Genomic DNA, 24,739 nt, shown 5'->3' with positions numbered 1-24,739 from the left:
GATAAACGTTAGTAATTTGTATTTTTGTTTTAACCTAAACGTGCATGAATGGCGAAGAAAAAAACCAAAACTAAAACCTCTACCAATAAAAAATTTAAACTACCTAGCTTTCAATTATCAAGCCAACAAAAACTGGTTTTCGGAAGCTTTTTGGTTATTTTCGGTATCGTACTTTGTATTGCATTTGTATCTTTTCTATTTACTGGTGAAGCGGACCAAAGTACCCTTTCTGATTTCGCTTCCAGAGAGGTAAAACCTAAAAACTGGTTGAGCAAAACCGGTGCGTGGCTAAGTGATTTATTCATTCAACGTGGTTTTGGTATTGCTTCATTTATTTTTTCGGGGCTTTGTTGCTTATCTGGAGTATATATTTTAACCGAAAGCAATAAAACCAAATTGAGAAAGCATTGGTTTTGGGGCACCTTAATCATTATTTGGCTTTCGGTTTTTTTCGGTTTTTTTGGAGCTAAAACAGATATCCTTGGCGGTACTATTGGTTATGAAGTTAATTCGTATTTACAGGATTATATTGGTAAAATAGGCGTATCTCTTTTATTATTATTTGGCGTAATTACTTATTTAGCCATCCGATTCCGACTAACGTTCCAAAATTTTGCAAACGTATTTTATTCGGCGAAAAAAGATATTAAAGATGAATTTACAACCGCCAACGAAGATATTGTTGTTGGTGTAGACAATAACCTAACAGATGAAGCCGAAGCTTTTAAATCGGCTTTCGATATTAAAGAAAAAGAGAGTATTAATGTACCTGTTGAAGACAACATTGATGATGATATTCTTGGTGATAGTGTAACATTAAACACTGTTGAAGCTGAAGAAAAACCAGTTTTAAACAGCACATCTCTTGAAGTCAATATAGCTGAGGAAGAAATTGAAGAAGATTTAGATATAGAAGTAGAACAAGTTGCAGAAGAACAATCGGAAACCGATAATCTTTCAGATAAACTGGTTGCCGATTTCGGGCAGTTCGATCCAACTCTTGAATTAGCGAAATACCAATTTCCTACACTAGATTTACTTAAAAAATACGATTCCGAAGGCATTACCATCAATCAGGAGGAGTTAGAAGAAAATAAAAACCGAATTGTAGACACCCTAAAAAACTACAATATTGGGATTTCGAATATTAAAGCAACCATCGGACCAACCGTTACGCTTTATGAAATTGTCCCTGAGGCTGGTATTCGTATTTCAAAAATTAAAAACTTAGAAGACGATATTGCCCTATCGCTTTCCGCATTAGGTATTCGTATAATCGCACCTATTCCAGGGAAAGGTACAATCGGTATCGAGGTACCAAACAAAAATTCAACCATCGTATCGATGCGTTCGGTTATTGCCTCTAAAAAGTTCCAGAGTTCCGATATGCAATTACCAATTGCTTTGGGTAAAACCATTAGCAATGAAACTTTTGTTGTCGATCTTGCTAAAATGCCTCACATGCTTATGGCTGGTGCTACGGGACAAGGTAAATCGGTTGGATTAAATGCAGTTTTAACATCCTTATTATACAAAAAACACCCTGCCGAAGTAAAATTCGTTTTGGTCGATCCGAAAAAAGTAGAGTTGACTTTATTCAATAAGATAGAGCGACACTATCTGGCAAAATTACCTGACAGTGAAGATGCCATTATTACAGACAATACTAAAGTGATTAATACATTAAACTCTTTGTGTATTGAAATGGACAATCGCTATGAATTGCTTAAGTCTGCCATGTGTAGAAACATTGCTGAATATAATGCCAAATTTAAAGCGCGTAAATTAAACCCTAATGACGGGCATCAGTTCTTACCATATATTGTTTTGGTCGTTGATGAGTTTGCTGATTTAATTATGACGGCTGGTAAGGAAGTAGAAACTCCTATTGCGCGTTTAGCCCAGTTGGCACGTGCTATTGGAATCCATTTAATTATCGCAACCCAACGTCCGTCGGTTAACGTTATTACTGGTATCATTAAAGCAAACTTCCCGGCGCGTATTGCCTTTAGGGTAACCTCTAAAATTGACTCCAGAACTATTTTAGATGGCGCAGGAGCTGATCAGCTTATTGGTCGTGGAGATATGCTTTACACCCAAGGAAATGATTTAATTCGTGTGCAATGTGCTTTTGTTGACACCCCGGAAGTAGAAAGAATAACCGACTTTATCGGATCACAAAAAGCTTACCCTGAAGCCTATATGTTACCTGAATTTGTTGGTGAAGAAAGTGGCACAAGTCTTGATGTAGACATATCAGATCGAGATAAACTTTTTAAAGATGCAGCAATTGTTATCGTTACAGCACAACAAGGGTCGGCATCTTTATTACAACGAAAATTAAAATTAGGTTACAACAGAGCGGGGCGTTTAATCGATCAATTGGAAGCCGCAGGTATTGTTGGTCCGTTTGAAGGTAGTAAAGCCAGACAGGTTTTAATACCAGATTTAACAGCTTTGGATAACCATTTAGAAAACGAAATACAATAATTAAAAAATGAGAATGAAGAAGATTATCACTGTTTTACTATTAACTTTATCTGTTTGTGCTTTTGCCCAAAATAATGCAAAAAGCCTTTTGAATGAGGTATCAACCAAAGTTAAAAGTTATAACAACATTTCTATTACCTTTAAATATGTATTAGAAAACACAGCAGAAAACATCAAGCAACAAACAAAAGGTGATGTGGTGATGGAAGGTGAAAAATACAGATTAAACATCTTAGGTGTAACCCGCCTTTTTGATGGTAAAAAACTATACAGTATAAGTTTAGAAGATGAAGAAGTAACCGTTTCTTCTGAAGGTAATAATGAAGAAGACTCTGTTACCCCTAGTAAAATGTTATCGTTTTATGAAGATGGCTATACCTATGCTATGGATATTGAACAAAACATTAACGGTAGAAAAATTCAATATGTGAAGTTAACACCTATCGATTCAAATTCAGAAATTAAGAATATTTTGTTAGGTATCGACAAACAAACCAAACACATTTATAATCTAATTCAGGTTGGCAAAAACGGTACGAAAACAACGCTTACTGTTAATTCTTTTAAAACAAACGAGCCTTTATCAAAAAGCTTATTTACCTTTGACGCCAATAAATACAAAGATTTTTACATCAACAATCTAGATTAAGCTACCTACACTTGAAAATACTAGACCGATATATCCTAACGTCTTACCTAAAGACTTTTTTGAGCGTGTTTATTATACTCATGCTCATTTTTGTATTACAAACCATTTGGTTATACATTAAAGAACTTGCCGGGAAAGACCTAGACATAGAAGTAATTTTTAAATTTCTGTTTTATTTTACACCTAAGTTAATTCCGTTAGTATTACCCTTAACTATTCTATTAGCCTCTATTATGGTTTTTGGAAGTTTTGCTGAAAACTACGAGTTCGCGGCAATGAAATCCACAGGAATATCCTTACAACGCGCCATGTCGGGGCTGAGTATTTTTATAGTTATTTTAGGAATCACCACCTTCTTCTTTTCTAATAATGTGATTCCGTGGGCTGAATTAAAATCGTATAACTTACGTCGAAATATTGCCAAGTTAAAACCTGCTATGGTATTAGCTGAAGGACAATTTAATCCTGTTGGAACTTATAATATAAAGTTTGACAAAAAGCATGGAGAGCGTGGTCAGTATTTAGATAGCGTTACCATTCATATAAAAGGAAACGATGGTCGTAAAAACGCGACGGTTATCCGCTCTAAAACGGGTGAACTTGCCAGTCGAGAAGATTCGAATGTTATAAAATTGATTTTAAAGGATGGGAACTATTACAGTGATATCTATTCAAAAGATCCTAAAAAACGTAACAAGAAACCTTTCGCCAAAAGTACATTCGAGACCTATACTATAAATATCGATATCTCTCAGATTAATGATGTAGATATGGATGAAGAATCGCAAACCGATAAGTACAGCATGCTGGATGTGGTCGATTTAAATAAAGCCATAGATTCGCTTGAAATCAAACGCAAAGATGACCACGAAACGTTTTCAAAAAGTATTTTTCAGCGTACAAGTATTATGGCTAATAACCATAGAATATCCAAAGTTAAAGAACGAGATTCAGTTAATTTAGGTCCTCTGTTAGATAGTCTTGATTTAAAACGCCAAGTTGAACTTGTTGATATGGCTCAGAAAACTATGGGAAGTGCTAAACAACTTATAGTTTCGAGGGAAACCCCAATTAAAGCAGCTGAATCAATGATTAACAGGCATTATATTTCGCTACACGAAAAGTTTGCCTTAGGTCTGGCCTGTATTGTCTTGTTTTTCGTTGGCGCCCCCTTAGGAGCTTTAATTAGAAAAGGAGGTATTGGCTTACCAATGGTGGTTGCCATTTTATTATTCCTAACCTATCATTTTATTGGAATTTTTGCAACCAATAGTGCTAAAAACGGCGGTTTTAATCCTATACTGGCTAGTTGGTTTTCTACCCTTGTTATGTTGCCACTTGGTGTCTTCTTAACCAAACGTGCTACAGCCGACAAAGGACTATTTGAATTCGATCATTTAATTGAACCTATCAAGAAAGCCCTTAAAATAAAGGATAAGGATACTGTAGATTATACGTTTATGCATTCTTATAAAAACGATAGAATTCTAGATGTTATTGCTAACTATGAAGCTTTGGGTCATGATGAAAACACACGTTACGAAGCTTTAAAACTTCTAAATTTCAGAGGCTATTCAACCCGATCTTTACGAAGTCAAGGTTTAGAAATTGATCCTGCATTTGATACTTCAGAAGACATCTATAAAGATTATAAAGATCATAGTTCATTTGCGATTACATTATACACGATTGGCGCCATTTTACTCATTTTACACTTTGTTTTTGCCAATAATAAGTTACCCTCTGTTGCAACCGCATCTATACAATTAAGTATCGTGTCTTTTGCGATGTACATTATATACTACTTAAAAACTATTTTAAATATCAATCAGTTTTACAAGCATATTAATAAAACTGAAAAGAAACCCCATATTATACTAATCATTATAAGCTTACCACTTTATTTTATTGGATATGTTTTTCTGAATTCTAAAATGAAAGAAGACTTAAAGCAAAATTGTTTAAATTCCTTAAAATAGCAATATCTTTGCATCATGATAACTGAGACAATGACAAATAATACAACTTCTAAAATAAAACTTAACACAATACAAGAAGCCATTGAAGACATTAGACATGGTAAAGTAATTATTGTAGTAGATGATGAAAACCGTGAAAATGAAGGTGATTTCTTAGCTGCTGCAGACAAGGTTACACCTGAAATGATCAACTTTATGGCTACTGAAGGTCGAGGACTTATTTGTGCTCCACTTACTGAAAAACGCTGTAAAGAATTGGAGTTAAATATGATGGTTGCCAATAATACAGATCATATGGAAACTGCTTTCACCGTATCTGTAGATTTAAGAGGAAAAGGAGTTTCAACAGGTATTTCTGCTAGTGACAGAGCTAAAACAGTTAAATCGTTGGTGGATCCTTCGACCAAACCATTTGAATTGGCAAGGCCAGGACATATTTTCCCACTTGTTGCTAAAGAAGGTGGCGTTTTAAGACGTACCGGGCATACCGAGGCTGCCATTGATTTTGCGCGTTTGGCTGGATTACAGCCAGCAGGAGTTATCGTTGAAATCATGAATGAGGATGGTACAATGGCACGCTTACCACAACTTATGGAAGTTGCCAAAAGACTAGATGTTAAAATCGTTTCTATTGAAGATTTAGTGGCCTACAGAATGCAGCACGACTCTTTAATTGAAAAGAAAGAAGATTTTGAAATTGAAACGCGTTTTGGAAGTTTTAGATTAAGAGCTTACAAACAAACAACTAATAATCAAATACATTTAGCTCTAACTAAAGGCGTTTGGAACGAAAACGATGCTGTGCTTACCAGAATCAATTCTACTTTAATAAATAACGATATTCTGGGAACATTAACCAATAATGTTGATGAGCAATTAGAAAATATGTTTAAGGTAATTAACGATGAAGGTAAAGGTGCAATAATCTTTATCAATCAGGAAGTACAGTCTATGGATATTTTGAGTAGATTGAGTTTCTTGAAAGAGAATCAGCAACCTAATGCAGTATCTAAGGCTCCAAGAATTAATATGGATGCGAGAGACTTTGGTATTGGAGCCCAAATACTACACGACTTAGATATTCATAAAATGCGCTTAATTTCGAACAGTGCTCAAACTAAGCGCATTGGTATGGTTGGTTACGGTTTAGAAATCGTAGATTACGTAAATTATTAGTCTGATATATTAAATTCTTTAAGTAAGTTTTTGCTTTTCGTTGCTGGAACTTCGGAGATTAAAACATAACGACCAGGTCTCAAGTCAGCCGTAAAATATCCATGTTTTCCGGCTGGCATTTCCTGAACGCCTCCTAAAAATTTCACACCATCCGGTACAGGGGTTATTAAACCTTTAGGGTTCGCCCAATTCATCCAAGCTTCAAGTGAGTCCAGATTAGCTTCATTAGAAAGTTCGGCCAGATGGATATCGGTTTGCACAAAATTCTCATGTAATTTTTGATCTTTAAACGTCACTTTAAATACCGTTTGACCTTTCGGTAAACTATCTTTAATTACAATACCTTCTTCATTCGAAATTGTTATATCAACATCGGCTTCAGGTTCAGCTTCACCAGAAACTTTATCTGTTACAATGAGTTCTTTTACCATCCCCATGGCGTTATGGAATTTACCATTTGGCATTTTTACATAACATTCCATAACGTAATAACCAGGATCTAAATAAAGTGTGCTTATGCTCGTTTGTCCGCCAGCAATTAATCCAGAACCTCCTGTAAAGACAATTTGAGGAAACCATTCGGGAAGTTTTCCAAATTCGGCAAAACCGGCCTCTGCATTCCCTTCATTAATTAAATCCATGCCTTTATCAAAAACAGGGATAATCTCCTTTTCTCCATCTTCAATAGTTTTACCTTCAGGGTATTTATCGAACAGTATAAAATGTGTTTCATTAGCCCTATTCATGTATTTAAATGTATTCCATCCAGATGAAATGGTATCCGGACCAATAAACTCCATAGACAAGGTTTTAAAAACTATAGCATCTTTATAAGTCTTATAAGGCTTAACCGGTGTTTTTTCTTCTACAGTAATTTCTGTTTCAGATTTGGTTTTTGATTTACAGGATTGAAAAAGGAAAATAAAAAGTAGTAAACTTGAATACGTAAAAAATCTCTTCATAATTGAAACTTTAATGTTTTACTGATAATAGCTTAATCAAATTTAAAGCTTCAACTATGAAGAGAATATAAAATATGTAACAAATGATAAAAGATATATAACACAAAATTGTGTTATCTCCTTTATTTCAGTATGTTTTGAATAATTTGAACCATTTTAGAAGCTCTGGCTTTCACCTCTTCTTCAGTCCACGATAATTTAATTAAACTGGAAATATTTCGCCCAATATAGTAGTTAGATTCAGCAAATTCAGCACCCTTTAAATAGGCTATTCCATTCTTAACTTCATCTGAAATTGGATACAAGGACTTTAATTCTTTTAAATGCTCCCACTTACGAACGTAGTGCCAGTTATTATCGTAGTAATGAAAACAGGCATCAACTCCATTTTCTTTGAAAGCTTCAGACACTTTACGAGCGGTTTCTAAATTTGGTAAAAAGAAATTTAAAAAGCCATAACTTTCTTCTCCTCCTTCAGGTACCGTTCTAAACGTCACTTCAGGAATAAGTGATAAAGCTTCTCGTATTATGGTAAAATTCTTCTTTTGAACGGCTATAATCTCAGGTAAGCGCTTTAACTGCCCTAAACCAACCGCTGCATGCAACTCTGAAATTCTGAAATTATAACCTAAAAAAGGGTGTGATTCTGCGCCTCTGTCGTTACCAACATGGTCATGACCATGATCGCTGTAGTGATCGGAGTGTAAATAATAGTTTTCATTATTTGTAATTACCGCACCACCTTCACCACAGGTTATGGTTTTAACAAAGTCGAACGAAAAACAACCTAAATCACCAATACTACCTAAAGCTTTTCCATTGTACGTTCCGCCGATGGCCTGACAAGCATCTTCTAACAAGATTAAATTATGTTTATCACAAATAGATTGTAAAGCATGCATATCGCCCATACTTCCACACATATGAACAACCATAACTGCTTTAGTTTTAGAGGTAACTGCTGCTTCTACAGCATTTGGACTAAGCGTTAAAGTATCGTCTATATCCACTAAAACAGGAGTTGCCCCCAACATCATTACGGCTTCAAAACTTGCCACAAAGGTAAACGTTGGTAAAATGACTTCGTCTCCTGCTCCTACTCCTGCTGCAGCCAAAGCCACAGAAATGGCAGCCGTTCCACTAGAAACCAACTGAACATGATTTGCTTTAAACGTATTTTCTAATTCTTTTTCTAATTCTTTGGCTTTCCAGTGTCCATTTCGCATACCATCGAAACCATAGCGCATTAGTACACCGCTATCTAAAACGTCGTTCACTTCTTTACGTTCTAAATCTCCAAATAATTCAAATCCTGGCATATTATTTTATGTTTTTTTGCGTTAGGGATTAAGGTATTGTTGAAGCTCCTCGCAGAGAGCGACTACCTAAAGCCCGGCCCAAAAGCCATTTTGGGTAACGCCATTAATTTTATTTTATAATTCTATGATTGCTTCTTCAAGTGGTTTTCTAACCTTAGCGAAATCTGAAAACATATCGTCTTCTGAACGATATCCTACCGGAAGTAACAATACCGATTTTAAGCCCTTTTTCTGAAGATTTAAAATTTTATCGTATTCTGACGCTTTAAATCCTTCCATAGGACAAGAATCGATATTCTCAACAGCGCAGACCGTCATTAAATTCCCCAAAGCAATGTAAGCTTGATGTTTTGACCATTGTTGACGCTCTTCGACAGACATCTTGTTCATCATTTTAATTAAGTCCTCACGATACGGCTTTAAAATATCTTCAGATGTTTTTCGTATGTCTTTAATGTTTTCGTAATAATTAACCACATCATGATCTAATACGTCTTCCTGTATACATATAACCAATAAATGAGAGGCATCGGTAACCTGGCGCTGATTATAGGCATGGGGTAATAACGACTGACGTATACTCTCTGTTTCTACAATAAGTAATTTTATGGTTTGTAAACCGAATGAGGTTGCTGTAAGGTTAAACGCTTGCTTTAAAGTGTCAAGCTTTTCAGGTGATAGTTTCTTATTTGTATCAAACTTTTTAGTTGCATATCGCCACTTGAGCTGTTTTATGATATCCATTTTTTAGTATTGCTTTACACAAAAGTAAGGTTTGCATTTTTAATTTTCATCACTAATTTTTAAAAACATTAGGAATGAGAGAGTTAAAAATTAAATTTAAAAAAGTTGAAAAAAAGCTTGCAAAACTTTGATAGAATTGAAAAAGGATTCTATATTTGCACCCGCATTCAGGGAATACCTGATGAGACACTCAAGGAGAAATGGCAGAGTGGTCGAATGCGGCGGTCTTGAAAACCGTTGAGGGTCACACCTCCGGGGGTTCGAATCCCTCTTTCTCCGCAACAAAAGCTCGTAACAGTAATGTTTACGGGCTTTTTTATTATTATCAAAATTACTAGTTCTTACTTTAAGATATGAGTTTCAAACCCAGTTTATACATTTTCTTCTATTGTTTTTTCTTTTTTTCTTTTTCAAGTTGCAAGACATCAAACCAAATAAAAGAAAACAAGTTAAAAGTTTATTTTAATCACTCCTTAAACAATCCTTACGATTATAAAAAATCTGAAAGCTCACAAACTACAGATTTAGTTTTAGCCAAAGGCGAATCGGAAAGTTTTCAAATAGCTCTTGAATTAGAAACAACTGATTATCTAGAGTTCAATAAAAAATCGTCTAATAAATCTTTAAATTTTGAAATAAGTGAAATCGTTGAATACAATGGCGCCCTGGATCTTCTGGTTCCTATTGATGAAAATAAATACCTTCCTAAACAAAAAACGGTATTTCTTTGGGTCACCTATTATGCTAACAGAAAAATAAAGCCAGGAAGATATACCGATTATTTAAATATAAAAACCACTAACGGCTTAAAAACCTTAACGTTTACAATAGAGGTAAAAGATATAACTATTCCCATTACTCCTTCAATTCCTTTAACCTTTGGAATTTACGATGCGGCGCTAACGTCATCCAATAAGAAAAACGACATTATAAAAAAAAGAAAACAGTATTTCGAGTTGTGCTTTAAAAACAGACTATCTCCTTATCTGGTGAATTGGGGACCACCGCACAGACATCTTCACATTCAATCTTCGCCTTATGAATGGAGTGATCCAAGAACTAAAAACTATATTAAGGATCCTAGATTTGCAGCCATTGGTCTTCCATTTTATGATTATACAGATGAAGAACTAAAGGAACTTTACAGTAGGGTTGAGCAGGCCGGACTTGTAAATAAAGCGTATGTCTATTTTTATGATGAACCACGAAACTATGAAGATCATGAAAAAGTGTTAGACTACGTTAAAAAACTTTCTAACATTGCACCTTCACTAAAAATTCAACTCCCCATTTTTTGCGGCATGACAGAAGAAAGTGATGATATTTTTGAGGTTTTCGACTATTATAAAGATTACCCCGTTATTGTAAATACCGGATTTTACCCATTGCAAAGCAATGAAGAAAGAGCTAAACAATGTTTAGAAAAAGTCTACCCAAAACAAGAATGGTGGACCTACACCTGCTGCGGAGCTAAACCAGGCTTTACCTACAACACATCGGCTTTTGGAACAAGATCAATATTATGGAGAAGTTTTAAAGAACAAAGTAAGGGCTTTTTGTATTGGGCTGTGAATAATTACGAAAGCATTGACCCCGATGTTATTCCAGAATGGACAAAACCAGGAGACGGCCATTTAATTTACAGAGGAGAAGAATTTGGTAAAAACTATCCACTTTCAACATTGCGATTAGAACGATTTCGTGATAGTGAAGAAGATTATGAACTTCTTAAGATGATTGAAGAAAAATATAATCGTCAGAAGGCTTTGGAGTTATTAAGTACAGTATACACAAAACCAAACATATCAACTAATAATGCTGAAACTGTTGATGCCTTTAGATTAAAGATGCTAAAGATACTTGACCAATAATTTAGTTTTAATCATAATAGTTAAACTCTTCAAACCCCATGTTTTAATTTACATGGGGTTTCATAATTTTTAAAGAATTCTATTTTTACCAATATTATTGTAAATAAAAACCAACAATTCCACTACTATAATTCATTAAAAACCAATTTATTCTTAATTTAGGTATCTCATAGTTATACCGATTAGAATTATCAATATCTCAAAAACATTCACAAATTTTTAATATATAATAACACTATTTTAAAAGTATTACTATTAAATTTGTGAGGTACACATTTAAAAAGTATGATTAACCTTTTACAAAGCTTTAAAATAGAAGTCCCGAAAGGCATTTTTATTAAAGACCCGGAAACATCAGATTTAGGAAAGCGCATCATTAAGCATAGTATTTTATTAATTGATGAACTAGGCTTTGAGCAGTTTACTTTTAAAAAACTTGGACAAGCTATTAACTCGAATGAAAGTTCTATTTACAGATATTTTGAGAGTAAACATCATTTATTAATGTACCTCACCTCCTGGTATTGGGTTTGGATAGAATATCAGCTGGTCTTAGAAACCTTTGCTTTAAAAAACACCGAAGAAAAGCTTAAAAGCGCCATTAAAGTCCTTACCAGAACTACCGAAGAGGATAGTAATTTTGAACATATTAACGAGGTTATTCTAAACAAAATAATCATCAGTGAAAATGCAAAAGCTTACCTAACCTGCGATGTAGACACAGAAAATGAAGAAGGTTTCTTTAAACCTTTCAAGCGAGTAGTAACGCGTTTTTCTGAAATAATTTTAGAGTTCAGCAAAACCTATAAACACCCTTTAAGTTTAGCTAGTTCTACCATTGAAGGCGCTTTGCATCAACATTTTTTTCAACAGCACATAAAAACCATAACAAACTGCAATGAATATCATTCAGTTACCGAATTTTATACCAACTTAATCCTAAACACCCTAAAGCATGAAGAATAATAGCGTTTTATCACCTTGGAAACGTTTTTTAGGCCTCGTTCAACTTGAAAAGAAAGACATTTTTAGAGTTGCCTACTTTGCTATATTCGAAGGAATTTTAGCCTTAACCCTCCCCTTGGGAATACAAGCCATCATAACACTTTTACAAGGCGGACAGGTATCTACATCCTGGATTGTTTTAGTTGTTCTGGTTACTTCTGGTGTTGCTTTCACGGGTATTTTAAAATTGATACAAATTCGTATTATTGAAAGTATTCAACAACGTATTTTTGCAAGAGCCTCGTTCGATTTAGCTTATAGGTTTCCTAAAATTAAAATGAACGAAATGCGTAATTATTATTTACCGGAATTAGCCAACCGCTTTTTCGATACCCTAACTATCCAAAAAGGGTTATCAAAAATTTTAATTGATATTCCTTCGGCCTTCTTACAAGTTATTTTTGCACTCATCCTACTTTCATTCTATCACCCCTTCTTTATCTTTTTCGGACTCTTATTACTAGGTCTCATATTTGTTGTTTTTAAGTATACAGCTAAAAAAGGATTAGACACCAGCTTAAAAGAATCAAAATATAAATACCGAATGGCCCATTGGCTTGAGGAAGTTGCAAGAACGGTTATTAGTTTTAAACTATCTGGAAAAACCAGTTTAGCCATCGATAAAACCGATGATTTAGTACTGGACTATGTAAACGGAAGAGAAAAACATTTTAAAATTTTAATGCTCCAGTTTAAGCAAATGATTAGCTTTAAGGTTATTGTTACAGCAGGTCTGCTGCTTGTTGGGGGATATTTGGTACTGGAACAACAAATGAATATCGGACAATTTGTAGCGGCCGAAATCATTATCATCTTAATAATCGCTTCTGTTGAAAAGCTAATTTTAAGTCTGGAATCATTTTACGATGTATTAACCTCTATTGAAAAGCTAGGACAGGTTGTAGACAAGTCTATTGAAAACCAATATGGCGAAGAAGTTTCTAACTCAAGACCCTTTACTATAGAATTAAAAAATGCCGGTTATCGAGTTGCTAACAGAAAAAAACCAATTTTAGAGGATATCTCATTTAAAATTGAACCTACAGATCGTGTTTTAATTCAAGGAGAAAGTGGAGCAGGAAAATCAAGCCTGTTACAACTTATTTCTGGTGTTGTTGCTCCTACCGACGGTTTCATTTACATTGATAATCTTTCTATTGAAAGTTTACAAATTAATAAATACCGATCGCTTTTAGGAATGGTTCTTTCTGAAGAATCACCTTTTGAGGGTACGATAAGAGAGAATGTCACCTTTGGCAATAAAGATATTACCGACGAAGAAATTTTTGAAGTATTTGAAAAAGTTGGCTTAAGTACGTTCCTAAAACGTCAATCTGAAGGACTTAATACCTTATTAAAACCTGAAGGAAAACAAATTCCGTACTTTATTTCAGCTAAACTACTATTGTCAAGAGCTATTTTAAAGAAACCTAAAGTACTTATTTTAGAAGAGCCCTTAAAACAATTTAATGATAAAGAATCTGAAAAAATATTCGAGTACCTATGTGATAAATCTAACCCTTGGAGTGTTGTAGTGGTTAGCAATCTTAATTTCTGGAAACGTATGTGTAATAAGCACATCATTTTAGAGGAAGGTCACATAATTAATTCGTAAAAAACATGCTAAATATATCTCATAATAAAGTTTCTGAACTCCTGGATTTAAACAAATTTAAATCGGGAAAAGCTACACAACATACCAATCAGCATAATTTGTTTAGACGTGTGCTTTTGGTGAGTAGCATATTGGTAATCATTATCTTGTTTTTACCATGGACACAAAATGTAACTAGTAAAGGATTGGTAACCACTTTAAAACCAAACCAACGTCCGCAAACCTTGCAGTCTCCCATTCCGGGACGCATTGATCGTTGGTTTGTTCAAGAAGGTGATTTTGTAAAAAAAGGCGATACCATTCTTAAAATTTCAGAAATTAAAAGCGAATATTTCGACGACTTACTTACCGAGCGTACCGGTGATCAAATTAAAGCAAAATCAGCTTCTGTTGATGCTTACCGCTCAAAAGTTCAAGCTTTAAAAAATCAATACGCTGCGTTACAACAAGAGCAACAACTTAAGTTAGAACAAGCAAAAAACAAGTACCTGCAATCTAAATTAAAAGTAGAATCAGATAGTATAGATTTAGAAGCTGCTAAAACGAAAGCTAAAATTGCCGAAATTCAGTTTGCTCGTACGGTATCATTACAAGAACAAGGGCTTAAAGCTGTTAAAGATGTTGAAGAATATCGAAACAAATTACAGGAAGCCAATGCTAAATATGTATCTCAAGAAAACAAATGGCTAGCCTCTAAAAATGAAGTGATAAATGCTAAATTGAATATTTCAACCATCAAAGCAACTTATGCTGATAAACTATCGAAAGCACAAAGTGATTTTTATTCTGCTGAATCTAGTGCATTAGATACAGAGGCTCAAGTTTCGAAACTTGAAAACAGTCTAGCAAACTACGAAAAACGAAACAGCTTATTATATATCACTTCTCCTCAAGACGGATACATTAATAAGGCTATTAAATCCGGTATTGGAGAGACATTCAAAGAAGGTGAGCCTTTGGTTGGCATTATGCCGGCTAATTACGAATTGGCTGTTGAAATGTGGGTAAGACCTATAGATTTACCGCTTCTTCATAAAGGAGAACACGTTCAGGTAGAATTCGAAGGCTGGCCTGCTATTGTCTTCAGCGGGTGGCCAAATGTATCGTATGGAACCTACGGTGCAACTATTGTTGCTATTGAAAATTTTGCCAGTAAAAATGGTCAGTACCGTGTCTTAATTACCAGAGATCCTGAGTACGGACCTTGGCCTGAAGCCCTTCGTGTTGGCTCTGGAGCAAAAACCATAGCGCTTTTAGAAGATGTTCCTATTTGGTTTGAGATATGGAGGCAGATTAACAGTTTCCCTCCTAATTTCTATGTTCCGGATAACGCAGATACTTCTGAAAAAAGTAAAGAAAAGTAACAAGACAAATCATTCAATTATACATAATGGTTTTACATCATATGCATTTTACAAAACTTAAATTAACAACACTGTTACTGTTTATTTTGTGTTTCAATTTTAAGACACAAGCACAATCGGTATCTGATAGTATTTTTACTCTTGAGGAATATTTAGGTTATGTAAAACAATACCATCCCATTGTAAAACAGGCACGACTTATTGCTTCAGAAGGAGAAATAAAACTTCTTAAAGCTCGTGGTGCCTTCGACCCTAAAATAGAAGTCGATTACAATAAAAAGAAATTTACAGGAACTGAATATTACGATAAATTAAACGCCGCTTTTAAAATTCCAACATGGTACGGCATTGAACTAAAAGCAAATTATGAAAATAATGAAGGGTATTATTTAAATCCTGAATCTACAGTTCCTGAAGATGGCTTGTATAGTGCAGGAGTTTCCATGTCTTTAGCAAAAGGCTTTTTAGCCAATGAGCGCATGGCTACCTTAAAACAAGCTAAACTTTATAAAGATATAAGTTTAAATAAGCAAAGTCTTGCGGTAAACGACGTCCTTTATAAAGCCATAGAGACCTATTTTAACTGGCTAAAAAGCTATCAGGAATACAAGGTTTATAACGATTATCAAAACAATGCCGATGTGCGATTAAGTCAGGTAAAATCTAGTTTTGAAGCTGGAGATAAACCTGCAGTAGATACTTTAGAAGCGAGCATCAATTACAAAAACAGAGCGTTAGATGTTGAGAAATCTCGAATAAAATACATTAAATCGCAATTGGAATTATCGAATTATTTATGGTTGGAAGATAATACCCCTGTGGAGTTGGATTATAGTTTAATTCCTGATGTGAATTCGCCTTTTGTTGCAGACCGGGTTTTAAATAGTAGTATTCTGGAAATAAATGATGAACTTCTGGAGAATCATCCAAAAATCCAATCGCTATCCTTAAAAAGACAACAATTAGTTTTAGAAAAACGGTTAAACAATAATAACCTGTTACCTAAAATAGATGTTCAGTACAATTTTCTAACCAGTGATTATGAAAACCTGAATACACTAAACACAAAAAACTACAAAGCCGGATTAAATATTAGTATGCCCCTGTTTTTAAGAAAAGCTCGTGCAGATTTAAAATTAACTAAACTGAAATTACAAGATATTGATTTCAATTTGTCGTCAACTAAAGTTAGTTTACTTAATAAAATAAATGCGGTTCAACAAGAAATCGACTCCTATGAAAAGCAAAGCGACATTGTACAACATCTGGTAAACGACTACAAAAAACTGGTTGTAGCCGAGGAGAAAAAATTTGAACTTGGTGAAGGTTCTTTATTTTTAATTAATTACCGGGAAGCAAAGCTGATTGAAACCGAACTAAAAAACATAGAAGTCACCAACAAGGTTTTAACAACAAAAGCTAATTTTGCTCAAATATTAAACACTTTAGAAGATTAGTTTTTTTAAAATAGAAAAGCCTTTCATTTAAACTGAAAGGCTTTTTACCAACTAAACTAGACTCAAAGTTTAAAATTCTGCTCCAAAGCAGTTTCAGAACTTCCACCAACAAAAACTTTAAAGTCACCTGACTCGAAAACAAATGCTCCTGAATTATTAAAGAAACCTAATTCATTTTTAGTTAAAACAAAGCTTACCGTTTTTTTCTCATCAGGATTTAAAGCTATTAATTCGAATCCTTTTAATTCTTTTACCGGTCTGGTAATACTTGCGACTAAATCTCTAACATACAACTGAACCACTTCCTTGCCTTGCACATCACCTGTGTTTGTCACATCGACTGTAACTTTAACCTCATCATTATTTAATTTACTTATCTGAAGATTAGAATACTCGAACGACGTATAACTCAATCCATGCCCAAATGGATATAATGGTTTGTTGCTTTCATCTGTATAATGTGACCAAAACACTTCATTTGGAGCAGGAATAACCGGCCTGCCGGTATTTTTATAATTATAATAAATAGGTACCTGCCCTACGCTTCTTGGAAACGTCATCGGTAATTTTCCACTAGGGTTATAATCACCATACAAGACTTGAGCTATAGCATGACCGCTTTGCGTTCCTAATTGCCATGCTTCCACTATGGCTGGAATATGCTCATCGGCCCAGGTTATAGTTAATGGTCTGCCATTGTTTAAAACCAAAACAATATTTTGGTTTACCGCAAAAACAGCTTCTAATAGCTCCTGTTGTACTCCCGGTAAATCCAAATTAACTCTACTTCTCGCCTCACCGCTTTGAAAACCATGTTCTCCTAAAACCATGACCACAACATCTGCATTTTTAGCTATTGAAACAGCTTCTGAAAACTCACTTTTATCTGTGATATTAATATCTAATTCTTTAGCGAAAGTCGTTTCTCCGAAAGTTAAATCAGCTCCTTTAGCATAAGTCAGCCTATTTTCTGAATATTGCTGCATCCCTTCTAAAACAGATACTGCTGTACTGTCTTTGGCTGCAATACGCCAACTTCCTAAAGGACTTGTTTTATCAGCAGCCAAGGCTCCTATTAAAGCTATATTCTGACCACTTTTCTTTAATGGTAATAACTGATTCTTATTCTTTAAAAGCACAATTGATTTCTTAGCGACATCTAAAACAGCATCATTAATTTCTTTACTACCGATCACCTTCTTTTCAGTTTCCATGTCACAATATTTGTAAGGATCATCGAACAGTCCTAATTCAAACTTTACTCTTAGAATGCGCCTTACAGCATCATCAATTAAAGCTTCATCTACCTGTCCTTTTCTCACAAGGTTTGCTAATTCATCAACATAGGCGTACGATTCCATATCCATATCAGACCCAGCAATTACTGCCAATTTTGCCGCAGCTTTTTTATCTTCTGCAAAACCATGCGCCATCATTTCGTTAATAGAGCCCCAATCGGAAACAACAAAACCTTCATAATTCCATTGTCCTTTTAAAATATCCCTTTGTAAAAAGGTGTTACCTGTTGCTGGGATACCGTTTAACTCGTTAAAGGAATTCATGAAAGTCTTTACGCCCGCATCAGCAGCAGCCTTAAACGGTGGAAATATGATATTATTTAAAGTGGACGTACCTACATCAACTGTATTGTAATCTCTTCCTGATTCGGCAAAACCATAACCTGCCCAATGCTTAGCACAAGCAGCGATGGTTTCGGGCGACGATAAGTCCTCACCTTGAAATCCTTCTACTCGAGCTACGGCTATTTTACTCCCCAAAAACGGATCTTCACCTGCTCCTTCCATTACGCGTCCCCAACGGGCATCTCTGGAAATATCAACCATCGGTGCAAAGGTCCAGTTAATTCCTGCTGCGGCTGCCTCTTTAGCTGCTACCTCAGCAGATTTTTTAATGGCTTCTAAATCCCAACTTGCGGCTTCTGCCAACGGTATGGGGCTCAAGGTTTCGTAACCATGAATAACATCGAACCCAATAATTAACGGAATACCTAAACGGGTTTCTTCGACCGCTATTTTTTGAACCGCTTTAACCTCTTCAACGCCTCGTACGTTTAGCATTGAACCTACGTAACCTTTCTTTAAATGCTCGTACTTTTTGGCGGCATCTCCTGCAGATGGTGTAGGCCCTGTTACATCCCAAAATCCGTTGTATTGATTCATCTGACCAATCTTTTCTTCTAAAGTCATTTTGAAAAGTAAATCGGATACGTTCTGTTCAATACTATCTGTATTATCTCTGGTACAACCTATTTCATTTTCTTTACAAGAACTATTGAAAATGACAAGCAGAATCAGAACAATATATATGTGAATTGTCTTCATACTATTGGTATACTTTTACATAATCAATTTCCATAACAACTTCTGAAAAGTTCGGATCTATAGTAAACCAACTTCCGCCAAGTGCTACATTTAAAATCAAAAACTGTGATTTATTATACGGCCATGTAGTCACATTTTTAGTAGCAGGATTGTAAGTATATTTTAAATCACCATCAATTAAAAACTGTAGTTGATCTTCATTCCAAACCAATGAATACACATGAAATTCTGACGCATAATCGGTTACAACAGTCTCACCGACTTTGGTATTTTCACAACCTCCAGAACAGGACAACGTATGAGTAGCACTGGAAACAACGGTTGCATTATGCCCCCAGTGTTCCATAATATCTATTTCACCGCACTCAGGCCAACCAACTTCATCAATATTGGCTCCTAGCATCCAAATGGCAGGCCATGTACCCTGTCCGCTAGGTAACTTCGCTCTTACGTCGACACGGCCATAAGTGAATTCATATTTATCTTTAGTTAATAATCTAGCTGAAGTATACTCAGATCCTTGGTAGTCTTCTTTTTTAGCAATGATTTTCAACATTCCATTTTCTACCTTCACATTATCTGAACGATTAGTGTAATACTGCTTTTCGCCATTACCCCAGCCGCAAATATCGGGACAACCATTACCTATATCGTACCCCCATTTTGAAGCGTTGGGAGCACCATCGGTATCAAATTCATCAGACCAAACCAACTGTAAATCGTTTGAAGCCACGTAAACTGTAACCTTTTTAAATGTACTAATCTCATTTCCTGTACTTGAATACGCAAAAGCCGTAATGACATACTCATGCGTACCTCCCTCTGTAAACGTATACTCAAAAACACCTGTTGTATTTTTAACTTCCTGTTGAGATTCTACTTTAAAACCATAGGAATCGGCATTATCTGCATGTATCGAGACAGTAATTACTCCAGAGCCATCTCCATTAGGATTATTAGTGTCTGTCCCCAAAACATCAACCGTTACCGTTAAATTAGTAGGTATAATATCTTTTGGGGTATCTGGTGGGCTTACATCATCGCTACCTCCTGAACAAGACAATAACAACCACAAGCCTATATTTAAAACATAAAGCATCTTCTTTATCATTATTTAAAGTTTGAAATTTTTATATGAGGAAGATTAATGGGTTAACCTCCCTCATTAGCTAAATCAGATTATGGTTGAACCGGTTTTTCTGTTTGAAATACACAATACCAAGCATAACCAGGTTCGGTTACTCGAACTTCCAGCGTGCTATCTGTAATTTCTATGATTTCAAAACTACTGCTTCCCACATACCAACTCATAAAACCACCATCTGAAAAATTAATGGTCGTACCGCGATAAGGTTCATTGTCCGGATCATCTTGATCTATGGTTGCTATAGACGTTGAAGGCACCAACTGTACATTTTTAATACCGACTAAGGATGGTACGACATCTGCGCCATGACACGTATCACCATCAACCCCTAAATTACCAGCATAAGTACCAGGAATGTATGCATTGCCAACGGTTTGTTCATATGTTAAAGCTCCATCCGCTGACTGTGTAAACACCATTTCTGCATCGTACATACACAATTTATCTGAATGCCATGCATTAGACTGGAACCAAGCCGGGTATCTGTGTTCTCCGCCACTTGATACTTCATTAGGTCCTAACCCAATATTTACAGGTTTATCTGCTGCCCAATACCAAGTCTTACTCGTTCCCGGACCTCCACTTAAGAAGTCTTTAGCTTCCTGATCTTCGAAGGAACTATAAACTTCAACAACCATAGACTTGGAGCTTTGAGTCCCTCCAGTTCCTGACGCAATTACTGTAACAGTATACGAATTGACGCCTACCTGAGTGAAACGATGCATCGTCTCTCCTGTTGAAACTACATTATCGGTATCATCGCCAAAATTGTAGATATAGGTTATCGCTTTATCGGCTTTAGCTGAAAATTTCACAAAGCCTGTACCGTCTCCGTTAGGATTATTAACATCTACTCCAATAATCTCGACATCTATTTGAATGTTTGTTGGGGTCGTAATATCACCAATATCCAAATCTTCATCCTGACAGCTCACCATAAAGAATAAAACCGCACAAAATGGAATTAATATATATTTTAATGTTTTCATCGTTCTATTTTTTATTCTTAATTATGGAAATAAATATTGTCTACATACACTGTTGCACTGCCTCCTGAAGTGTCCCATATTAATTGGGTAATATTTGAAAAATCAAGATTATATTTTGATAACGGAATCGTTACACTAACCCATGTTCCGGTAATAATTTTAGGTAGAAATACAATGTCTTCCATAACTGGGTCTAACGCGGTATTTACAATTTTAAACCCTAAAGTTGTGGCATCAGGTGTATAATAATCAAAATGCAGGTATTTTACCCCCGTTAAATCGGTAGGATTACCATAATCGGTTACAATTCCTGAGTAATTTAATGATTGATACAACCAGATATTATCTCCATTTACACTAAAATCTGACAAGCTCGTTGTTTGTCCCCAATCCGGGTTTACTTCGTTTAAAGTTACGCCTGTATATGCATCGCTGTAAATTGAAACCACATCGGCCTGAGCAATTGTAGGCACAGGAGCTGTTACCTCCGGCTCCGTAGAACTATCAGAATAAAAATAAAGATTATCTATATATACCTTAGCACTGCCCCCTGCGGTATCAAATAACAGTTGTGTTACCGCTGAAGGATCTATATTAAATTCAGACATTGGAATGGTTACACTTACCCAGGTGCCACGTACAATTTCATCAACGAATACAATATCTTCCTGATTCACTACAGTATTTACTAATTTTAATCCTAAAGCCTCTGCATCAGGCGTAAAATAATCGAAATGCACATAATCCATGCTTGCTAGATTAGTTGGATTACCATAATCGGTAACGATGCCAGTATAATTTAATGCTTCATACAACCAAATATTATTTCCGTTAAGGTTCACTTCTGTTAATGTCGTGGTTTGTCCCCAATTCGGATTTAACTCACTTATACCAACGCTAGTGTAAGCATCACTATAGATAGACACCACATTTGATGCATTTTGAGTTGGTGTTGGCGCATTATATTCCGGCGTTTCTGCTACCGTTGAAGGTTTATAGAAATAGATATTATCAATAAACACTGTACCAACTGCCCACGGTTCTCCAACAAACTTCATTTGGAAAATTTCAGTTACTGTAAGTCCTTGATCTGTGAATTCTGAAATTGGAATATCCAAACTTGTCCATTCTCCTGAGGTTAAATCGCGCCAAACTGGTTTTTCAGTTACTGTTCCAGAAGCATTATTGATTAAAGAGGTTTCCATTTTTAAGCCTTCTGAAGCCGTCCAAACATCAAGGTGTAAGTATTTCATTCCTGAAACATCAATGGTTGTTCCGTCGGCCAGAGCAATTCCCTGATAACTTAGATTAATGTATTGTAACATTTCATCACCGTTTAAATCAAAGGTAGCCCAGCCACTTCCCTGACCAGCTTGTCCCCAATCTGGAAAATAATTAGTCCCTGCAACATCGTTATATTTTGCACTGTAAATAGAAATCACATCCTGCTCATCTCTATTTGGTGGTGAAGGAGCAGATTCTATAGGCTGTAAGATTTCGGTAACCTCAAAATCAAAAGTACATTCTGTTATTTGTGATGACGCACTCATAACAACAATTTTAATACTATAAGTTCCGGGTTCCTGATAAATATAAGATACCGGGTCACCGATATTCGCGGCCATCGGCTCATCATTTCCGTCCTCTCCAAAATACACTTCATAACTCAATCCATATTTTGCGCTCACCTGAACATCAACTTGTTTCGAAATGGCTTCATTATTTGAGATTTTAATATCTGAACCATTAACAATATCACAACTCAATTCAGGAGCTTTAAATACAACTTCCAGATTTTCGGTTGCTGTAGTTTTTAATCCTGATAATCCTACAGCTTCAATCGTTACTGTATAAAATTCACCTTCAGGTTTTTCAGCATATTTATGGACTACACTTTCCCCCTGCATCACCTTAGCTTTTTCTGAAGTACCATCTCCAAAATCGATATTATAGGATGATGCTCCTACTGCATTTGGTGTAATAGTAATCAATCCTAAATCTCCGTTAGCTTCATCCAAGACCGGAAGAAAAGTTGCTGTAACACCTGAAGGCGCCACGATATCGTCTAAATACTCGAAGTTTTCGTCGTCGCTACAATTAAAAACTATTAGTAGCATTAGACATAAACTGTATATATATTTTACTGTTTTCATAATGTCGTTTTTTAGTATCCTGGGTTTTGGTTCCATCTGCCTCCAGATAATTCAATCTCTTCAACGGGTATTGGAAATAGCTCATGCTTACCAGAAACAAAACCATCAATTTCCTGAGCTGCTCGTCCTGTTCTTACTAAATCGAAGAAACGATGCCCTTCTCCCACCAATTCTACACGACGCTCTTTGTAAATGGCATTGGTCAAATTAGACCCTGATACACTCACTGGAGCCAATGTCGCTCTGGTTCTCACCATATTTAAATATTCGGCTGCACGCGTATCACTAATACTTCCTCTGTTTAAAGCTTCAGCAGCCATAAGTAAAACATCAGCAAAACGAATGGATCTGTAATTATTAGGATTGGTTAATGCGGCATCAGGCTGATTTAAATCTCCTTTTCTGGCGATATATTTTAAATTGAAATATCCCGTATGCTCGTAACCTGTTGCGTAAGTTGCTCCTGTTTCTTCTGCCCAGGATTCGATATCTAAAATAGAATACCCTAATCGGATATCTCCTTCTTCGAAAGCATCGACAACCTCTTGAGTTGGCACATTAAAACTATATCCAAAGTCGTAAAGCGGTCCATCATAACTTCTTACACCATTAAATCCAACAGCATAATTTCCTTCCAAACATTGGAAACAATCATAACTACCACCATCGACATCTGAGTATTGAATTTCAAACACCGATTCAATGTTGTTTTCATATTCATTTTCAAACATTAACGGAGCTTCTTCGGAAGATAGTAATCTATGTGGTCCGTTATTTATTAAATCTTCTAAAACCGTTGCTGCTTCAGAAAACTTATTTTGATACAAATATGCCTTACCTAATAATGCCTGAGCTGCGCCTTTCGTTACTCGACCTGTTTGACTTTGTGTATATGGTAAATTACCAGCTGCAAAGATTAAATCCTGCTCGATTAATGCATAAACATCGGATGCTGGGGCACGATCAATATCAAATTGTTCTCCAAACTGAATACGTTTATCTATCGCTAAAGGCACATCACCAAACCATTTTACCAGTTCGAAATAGTAATAGGCTCTTAAAAATCGAGTTTGAGCAATAACGCTGGTTTTACTTGTAAAATCATATTTATCCTGAAATTCCATTATATAATTGGCACGATTCACCCCGGTATACATCCAAGTCCAGATTTCTCTTAAATTGGCATTAATTGGCGTATGAATCATATCGTCTATTTCCTGAAATCCGATAACATCTGTAGCACTTTCACCGCCACACAAGGTATTATCTGAAGCTATTTCTCCTAACTGAACATTTCTAGCTGTAGCCTGCAAATAATCGTAAGCAGCAACCAAAGCATCCTGATAATCTTTTTCAGAATTAAAAAAGTCCTCCGAGTTTGTATCCTGCGAAGCTACATCTACAAAGTCATCACTACACGACCATGCGATTAGCGCCATCAACAAGATTATATTTAGTTTTATATTTTTCATGATGA

Annotated in this window: 17 protein-coding genes and 1 tRNA gene; 10 read left to right on the top strand and 8 right to left on the bottom strand. The window is 35.5% G+C overall.

The window, feature by feature from the left end:
• The first annotated feature begins 48 nt into the window (after window positions 1-48).
• Genes ICJ85_RS00610 through ribB form a run of 4 tightly spaced genes read left to right on the top strand, consistent with a single transcriptional unit; the run spans window position 49 to window position 6,294 of the window.
• Window positions 49-2,490 carry a DNA translocase FtsK gene (locus ICJ85_RS00610; protein ID WP_188221832.1) on the top strand — a complete coding sequence of 814 codons (2,442 nt, stop codon included), beginning with the start codon at window positions 49-51 and terminating at the stop codon, window positions 2,488-2,490.
• Between the two features lie 13 nt (window positions 2,491-2,503).
• Entirely contained in the window at window positions 2,504-3,139 is a 636-nt protein-coding gene (locus ICJ85_RS00605) for a LolA family protein (RefSeq protein ID WP_188221831.1), read from the top strand.
• Window positions 3,140-3,150: 11 nt separating this feature from the next.
• Window positions 3,151-5,118, top strand: coding sequence for an LptF/LptG family permease (locus ICJ85_RS00600; protein WP_188221830.1), 1,968 nt, complete (start codon window positions 3,151-3,153; stop codon window positions 5,116-5,118).
• A gap of 30 nt (window positions 5,119-5,148) precedes the next feature.
• Entirely contained in the window at window positions 5,149-6,294 is a 1,146-nt protein-coding gene (ribB, locus tag ICJ85_RS00595) for a 3,4-dihydroxy-2-butanone-4-phosphate synthase (RefSeq protein WP_188221829.1), read from the top strand.
• Here ribB and ICJ85_RS00590 read toward each other — a convergent pair.
• The 3 genes from ICJ85_RS00590 to ICJ85_RS00580 form a co-directional block, all read right to left on the bottom strand.
• Complete coding sequence (locus ICJ85_RS00590) at window positions 6,291-7,256, bottom strand: hypothetical protein (protein WP_188221828.1); 966 nt, start codon at window positions 7,254-7,256, stop codon at window positions 6,291-6,293. The genes ribB and ICJ85_RS00590 overlap by 4 nt on opposite strands.
• Before the next feature lie 122 nt (window positions 7,257-7,378).
• Window positions 7,379-8,575 (bottom strand): DegT/DnrJ/EryC1/StrS family aminotransferase, encoded by a 1,197-nt coding sequence (locus ICJ85_RS00585; protein WP_188221827.1) that lies wholly within the window; start codon window positions 8,573-8,575, stop codon window positions 7,379-7,381.
• Between the two features lie 114 nt (window positions 8,576-8,689).
• The gene (locus ICJ85_RS00580) at window positions 8,690-9,319 is read right to left on the bottom strand and encodes an NAD(P)H-dependent oxidoreductase (protein WP_188221826.1); all 630 of its coding nucleotides are present in this window, start codon (window positions 9,317-9,319) and stop codon (window positions 8,690-8,692) included.
• Window positions 9,320-9,513: 194 nt separating this feature from the next.
• On the opposite strand from ICJ85_RS00580, the gene ICJ85_RS00575 reads away from it, so the two are divergent.
• The 6 genes from ICJ85_RS00575 to ICJ85_RS00550 all read left to right on the top strand — a co-directional run bounded on the left by ICJ85_RS00575 (window position 9,514) and on the right by ICJ85_RS00550 (window position 16,631).
• Window positions 9,514-9,598, top strand: a tRNA-Ser gene (locus tag ICJ85_RS00575).
• Window positions 9,599-9,672: 74 nt separating this feature from the next.
• Window positions 9,673-11,190 carry a DUF4091 domain-containing protein gene (locus ICJ85_RS00570; RefSeq protein WP_188221825.1) on the top strand — a complete coding sequence of 506 codons (1,518 nt, stop codon included), beginning with the start codon at window positions 9,673-9,675 and terminating at the stop codon, window positions 11,188-11,190.
• A gap of 285 nt (window positions 11,191-11,475) precedes the next feature.
• The gene (locus tag ICJ85_RS00565; protein WP_188221824.1) at window positions 11,476-12,156 is read left to right on the top strand and encodes a TetR/AcrR family transcriptional regulator; all 681 of its coding nucleotides are present in this window, start codon (window positions 11,476-11,478) and stop codon (window positions 12,154-12,156) included.
• Window positions 12,146-13,810, top strand: coding sequence for a peptidase domain-containing ABC transporter (locus ICJ85_RS00560; RefSeq protein ID WP_188221823.1), 1,665 nt, complete (start codon window positions 12,146-12,148; stop codon window positions 13,808-13,810). The genes ICJ85_RS00565 and ICJ85_RS00560 overlap by 11 nt, the downstream gene beginning before the upstream one ends.
• 5 nt (window positions 13,811-13,815) lie before the next feature.
• Window positions 13,816-15,174 (top strand): HlyD family secretion protein, encoded by a 1,359-nt coding sequence (locus ICJ85_RS00555; protein ID WP_188221822.1) that lies wholly within the window; start codon window positions 13,816-13,818, stop codon window positions 15,172-15,174.
• Between the two features lie 41 nt (window positions 15,175-15,215).
• The gene (locus tag ICJ85_RS00550) at window positions 15,216-16,631 is read left to right on the top strand and encodes a TolC family protein (RefSeq protein WP_188221821.1); all 1,416 of its coding nucleotides are present in this window, start codon (window positions 15,216-15,218) and stop codon (window positions 16,629-16,631) included.
• Between the two features lie 62 nt (window positions 16,632-16,693).
• Here ICJ85_RS00550 and bglX read toward each other — a convergent pair whose 3' ends face one another.
• The 5 genes from bglX to ICJ85_RS00525 form a co-directional block, all read right to left on the bottom strand.
• The gene (bglX, locus tag ICJ85_RS00545; protein ID WP_188221820.1) at window positions 16,694-18,973 is read right to left on the bottom strand and encodes a beta-glucosidase BglX; all 2,280 of its coding nucleotides are present in this window, start codon (window positions 18,971-18,973) and stop codon (window positions 16,694-16,696) included.
• A gap of 1 nt (window position 18,974) precedes the next feature.
• Window positions 18,975-20,084, bottom strand: a complete 1,110-nt coding sequence (locus ICJ85_RS00540; RefSeq protein WP_188221819.1) for a glycoside hydrolase family 16 protein — start codon at window positions 20,082-20,084, stop codon at window positions 18,975-18,977.
• A 68-nt stretch (window positions 20,085-20,152) separates the two neighbouring features.
• On the bottom strand, window positions 20,153-21,109 hold the full coding sequence (locus ICJ85_RS00535; RefSeq protein ID WP_188221818.1) for a PKD domain-containing protein: 957 nt from the start codon (window positions 21,107-21,109) through the stop codon (window positions 20,153-20,155).
• Between the two features lie 17 nt (window positions 21,110-21,126).
• The gene (locus ICJ85_RS00530) at window positions 21,127-23,262 is read right to left on the bottom strand and encodes a hypothetical protein (protein WP_188221817.1); all 2,136 of its coding nucleotides are present in this window, start codon (window positions 23,260-23,262) and stop codon (window positions 21,127-21,129) included.
• 11 nt (window positions 23,263-23,273) lie between these two features.
• Window positions 23,274-24,734, bottom strand: a complete 1,461-nt coding sequence (locus ICJ85_RS00525) for a RagB/SusD family nutrient uptake outer membrane protein (protein WP_188221816.1) — start codon at window positions 24,732-24,734, stop codon at window positions 23,274-23,276.
• Between the last annotated feature and the right edge of the window lie 5 nt (window positions 24,735-24,739).

Source organism: Aestuariibaculum marinum (assembly GCF_014596975.1).
Lineage (GTDB): Bacteria > Bacteroidota > Bacteroidia > Flavobacteriales > Flavobacteriaceae > Aestuariibaculum > Aestuariibaculum marinum.
This window is presented reverse-complemented; position numbering and strand designations above follow the sequence as displayed.

Coding starts and splice junctions, on each gene's coding strand:
- ICJ85_RS00610 (WP_188221832.1), top strand. CDS start 49: ATGGCGAAGAAAAAAACCAAAACTAAAACCTCTACCAATAAAAAATTT.
- ICJ85_RS00605 (WP_188221831.1), top strand. CDS start 2,504: ATGAAGAAGATTATCACTGTTTTACTATTAACTTTATCTGTTTGTGCT.
- ribB (WP_188221829.1), top strand. CDS start 5,149: ATGACAAATAATACAACTTCTAAAATAAAACTTAACACAATACAAGAA.
- ICJ85_RS00590 (WP_188221828.1), bottom strand. CDS start 7,256: ATGAAGAGATTTTTTACGTATTCAAGTTTACTACTTTTTATTTTCCTT.
- ICJ85_RS00585 (WP_188221827.1), bottom strand. CDS start 8,575: ATGCCAGGATTTGAATTATTTGGAGATTTAGAACGTAAAGAAGTGAAC.
- ICJ85_RS00580 (WP_188221826.1), bottom strand. CDS start 9,319: ATGGATATCATAAAACAGCTCAAGTGGCGATATGCAACTAAAAAGTTT.
- ICJ85_RS00570 (WP_188221825.1), top strand. CDS start 9,673: ATGAGTTTCAAACCCAGTTTATACATTTTCTTCTATTGTTTTTTCTTT.
- ICJ85_RS00565 (WP_188221824.1), top strand. CDS start 11,476: ATGATTAACCTTTTACAAAGCTTTAAAATAGAAGTCCCGAAAGGCATT.
- ICJ85_RS00560 (WP_188221823.1), top strand. CDS start 12,146: ATGAAGAATAATAGCGTTTTATCACCTTGGAAACGTTTTTTAGGCCTC.
- ICJ85_RS00555 (WP_188221822.1), top strand. CDS start 13,816: ATGCTAAATATATCTCATAATAAAGTTTCTGAACTCCTGGATTTAAAC.
- ICJ85_RS00550 (WP_188221821.1), top strand. CDS start 15,216: ATGCATTTTACAAAACTTAAATTAACAACACTGTTACTGTTTATTTTG.
- bglX (WP_188221820.1), bottom strand. CDS start 18,973: ATGAAGACAATTCACATATATATTGTTCTGATTCTGCTTGTCATTTTC.
- ICJ85_RS00540 (WP_188221819.1), bottom strand. CDS start 20,084: ATGATAAAGAAGATGCTTTATGTTTTAAATATAGGCTTGTGGTTGTTA.
- ICJ85_RS00535 (WP_188221818.1), bottom strand. CDS start 21,109: ATGAAAACATTAAAATATATATTAATTCCATTTTGTGCGGTTTTATTC.
- ICJ85_RS00530 (WP_188221817.1), bottom strand. CDS start 23,262: ATGAAAACAGTAAAATATATATACAGTTTATGTCTAATGCTACTAATA.
- ICJ85_RS00525 (WP_188221816.1), bottom strand. CDS start 24,734: ATGAAAAATATAAAACTAAATATAATCTTGTTGATGGCGCTAATCGCA.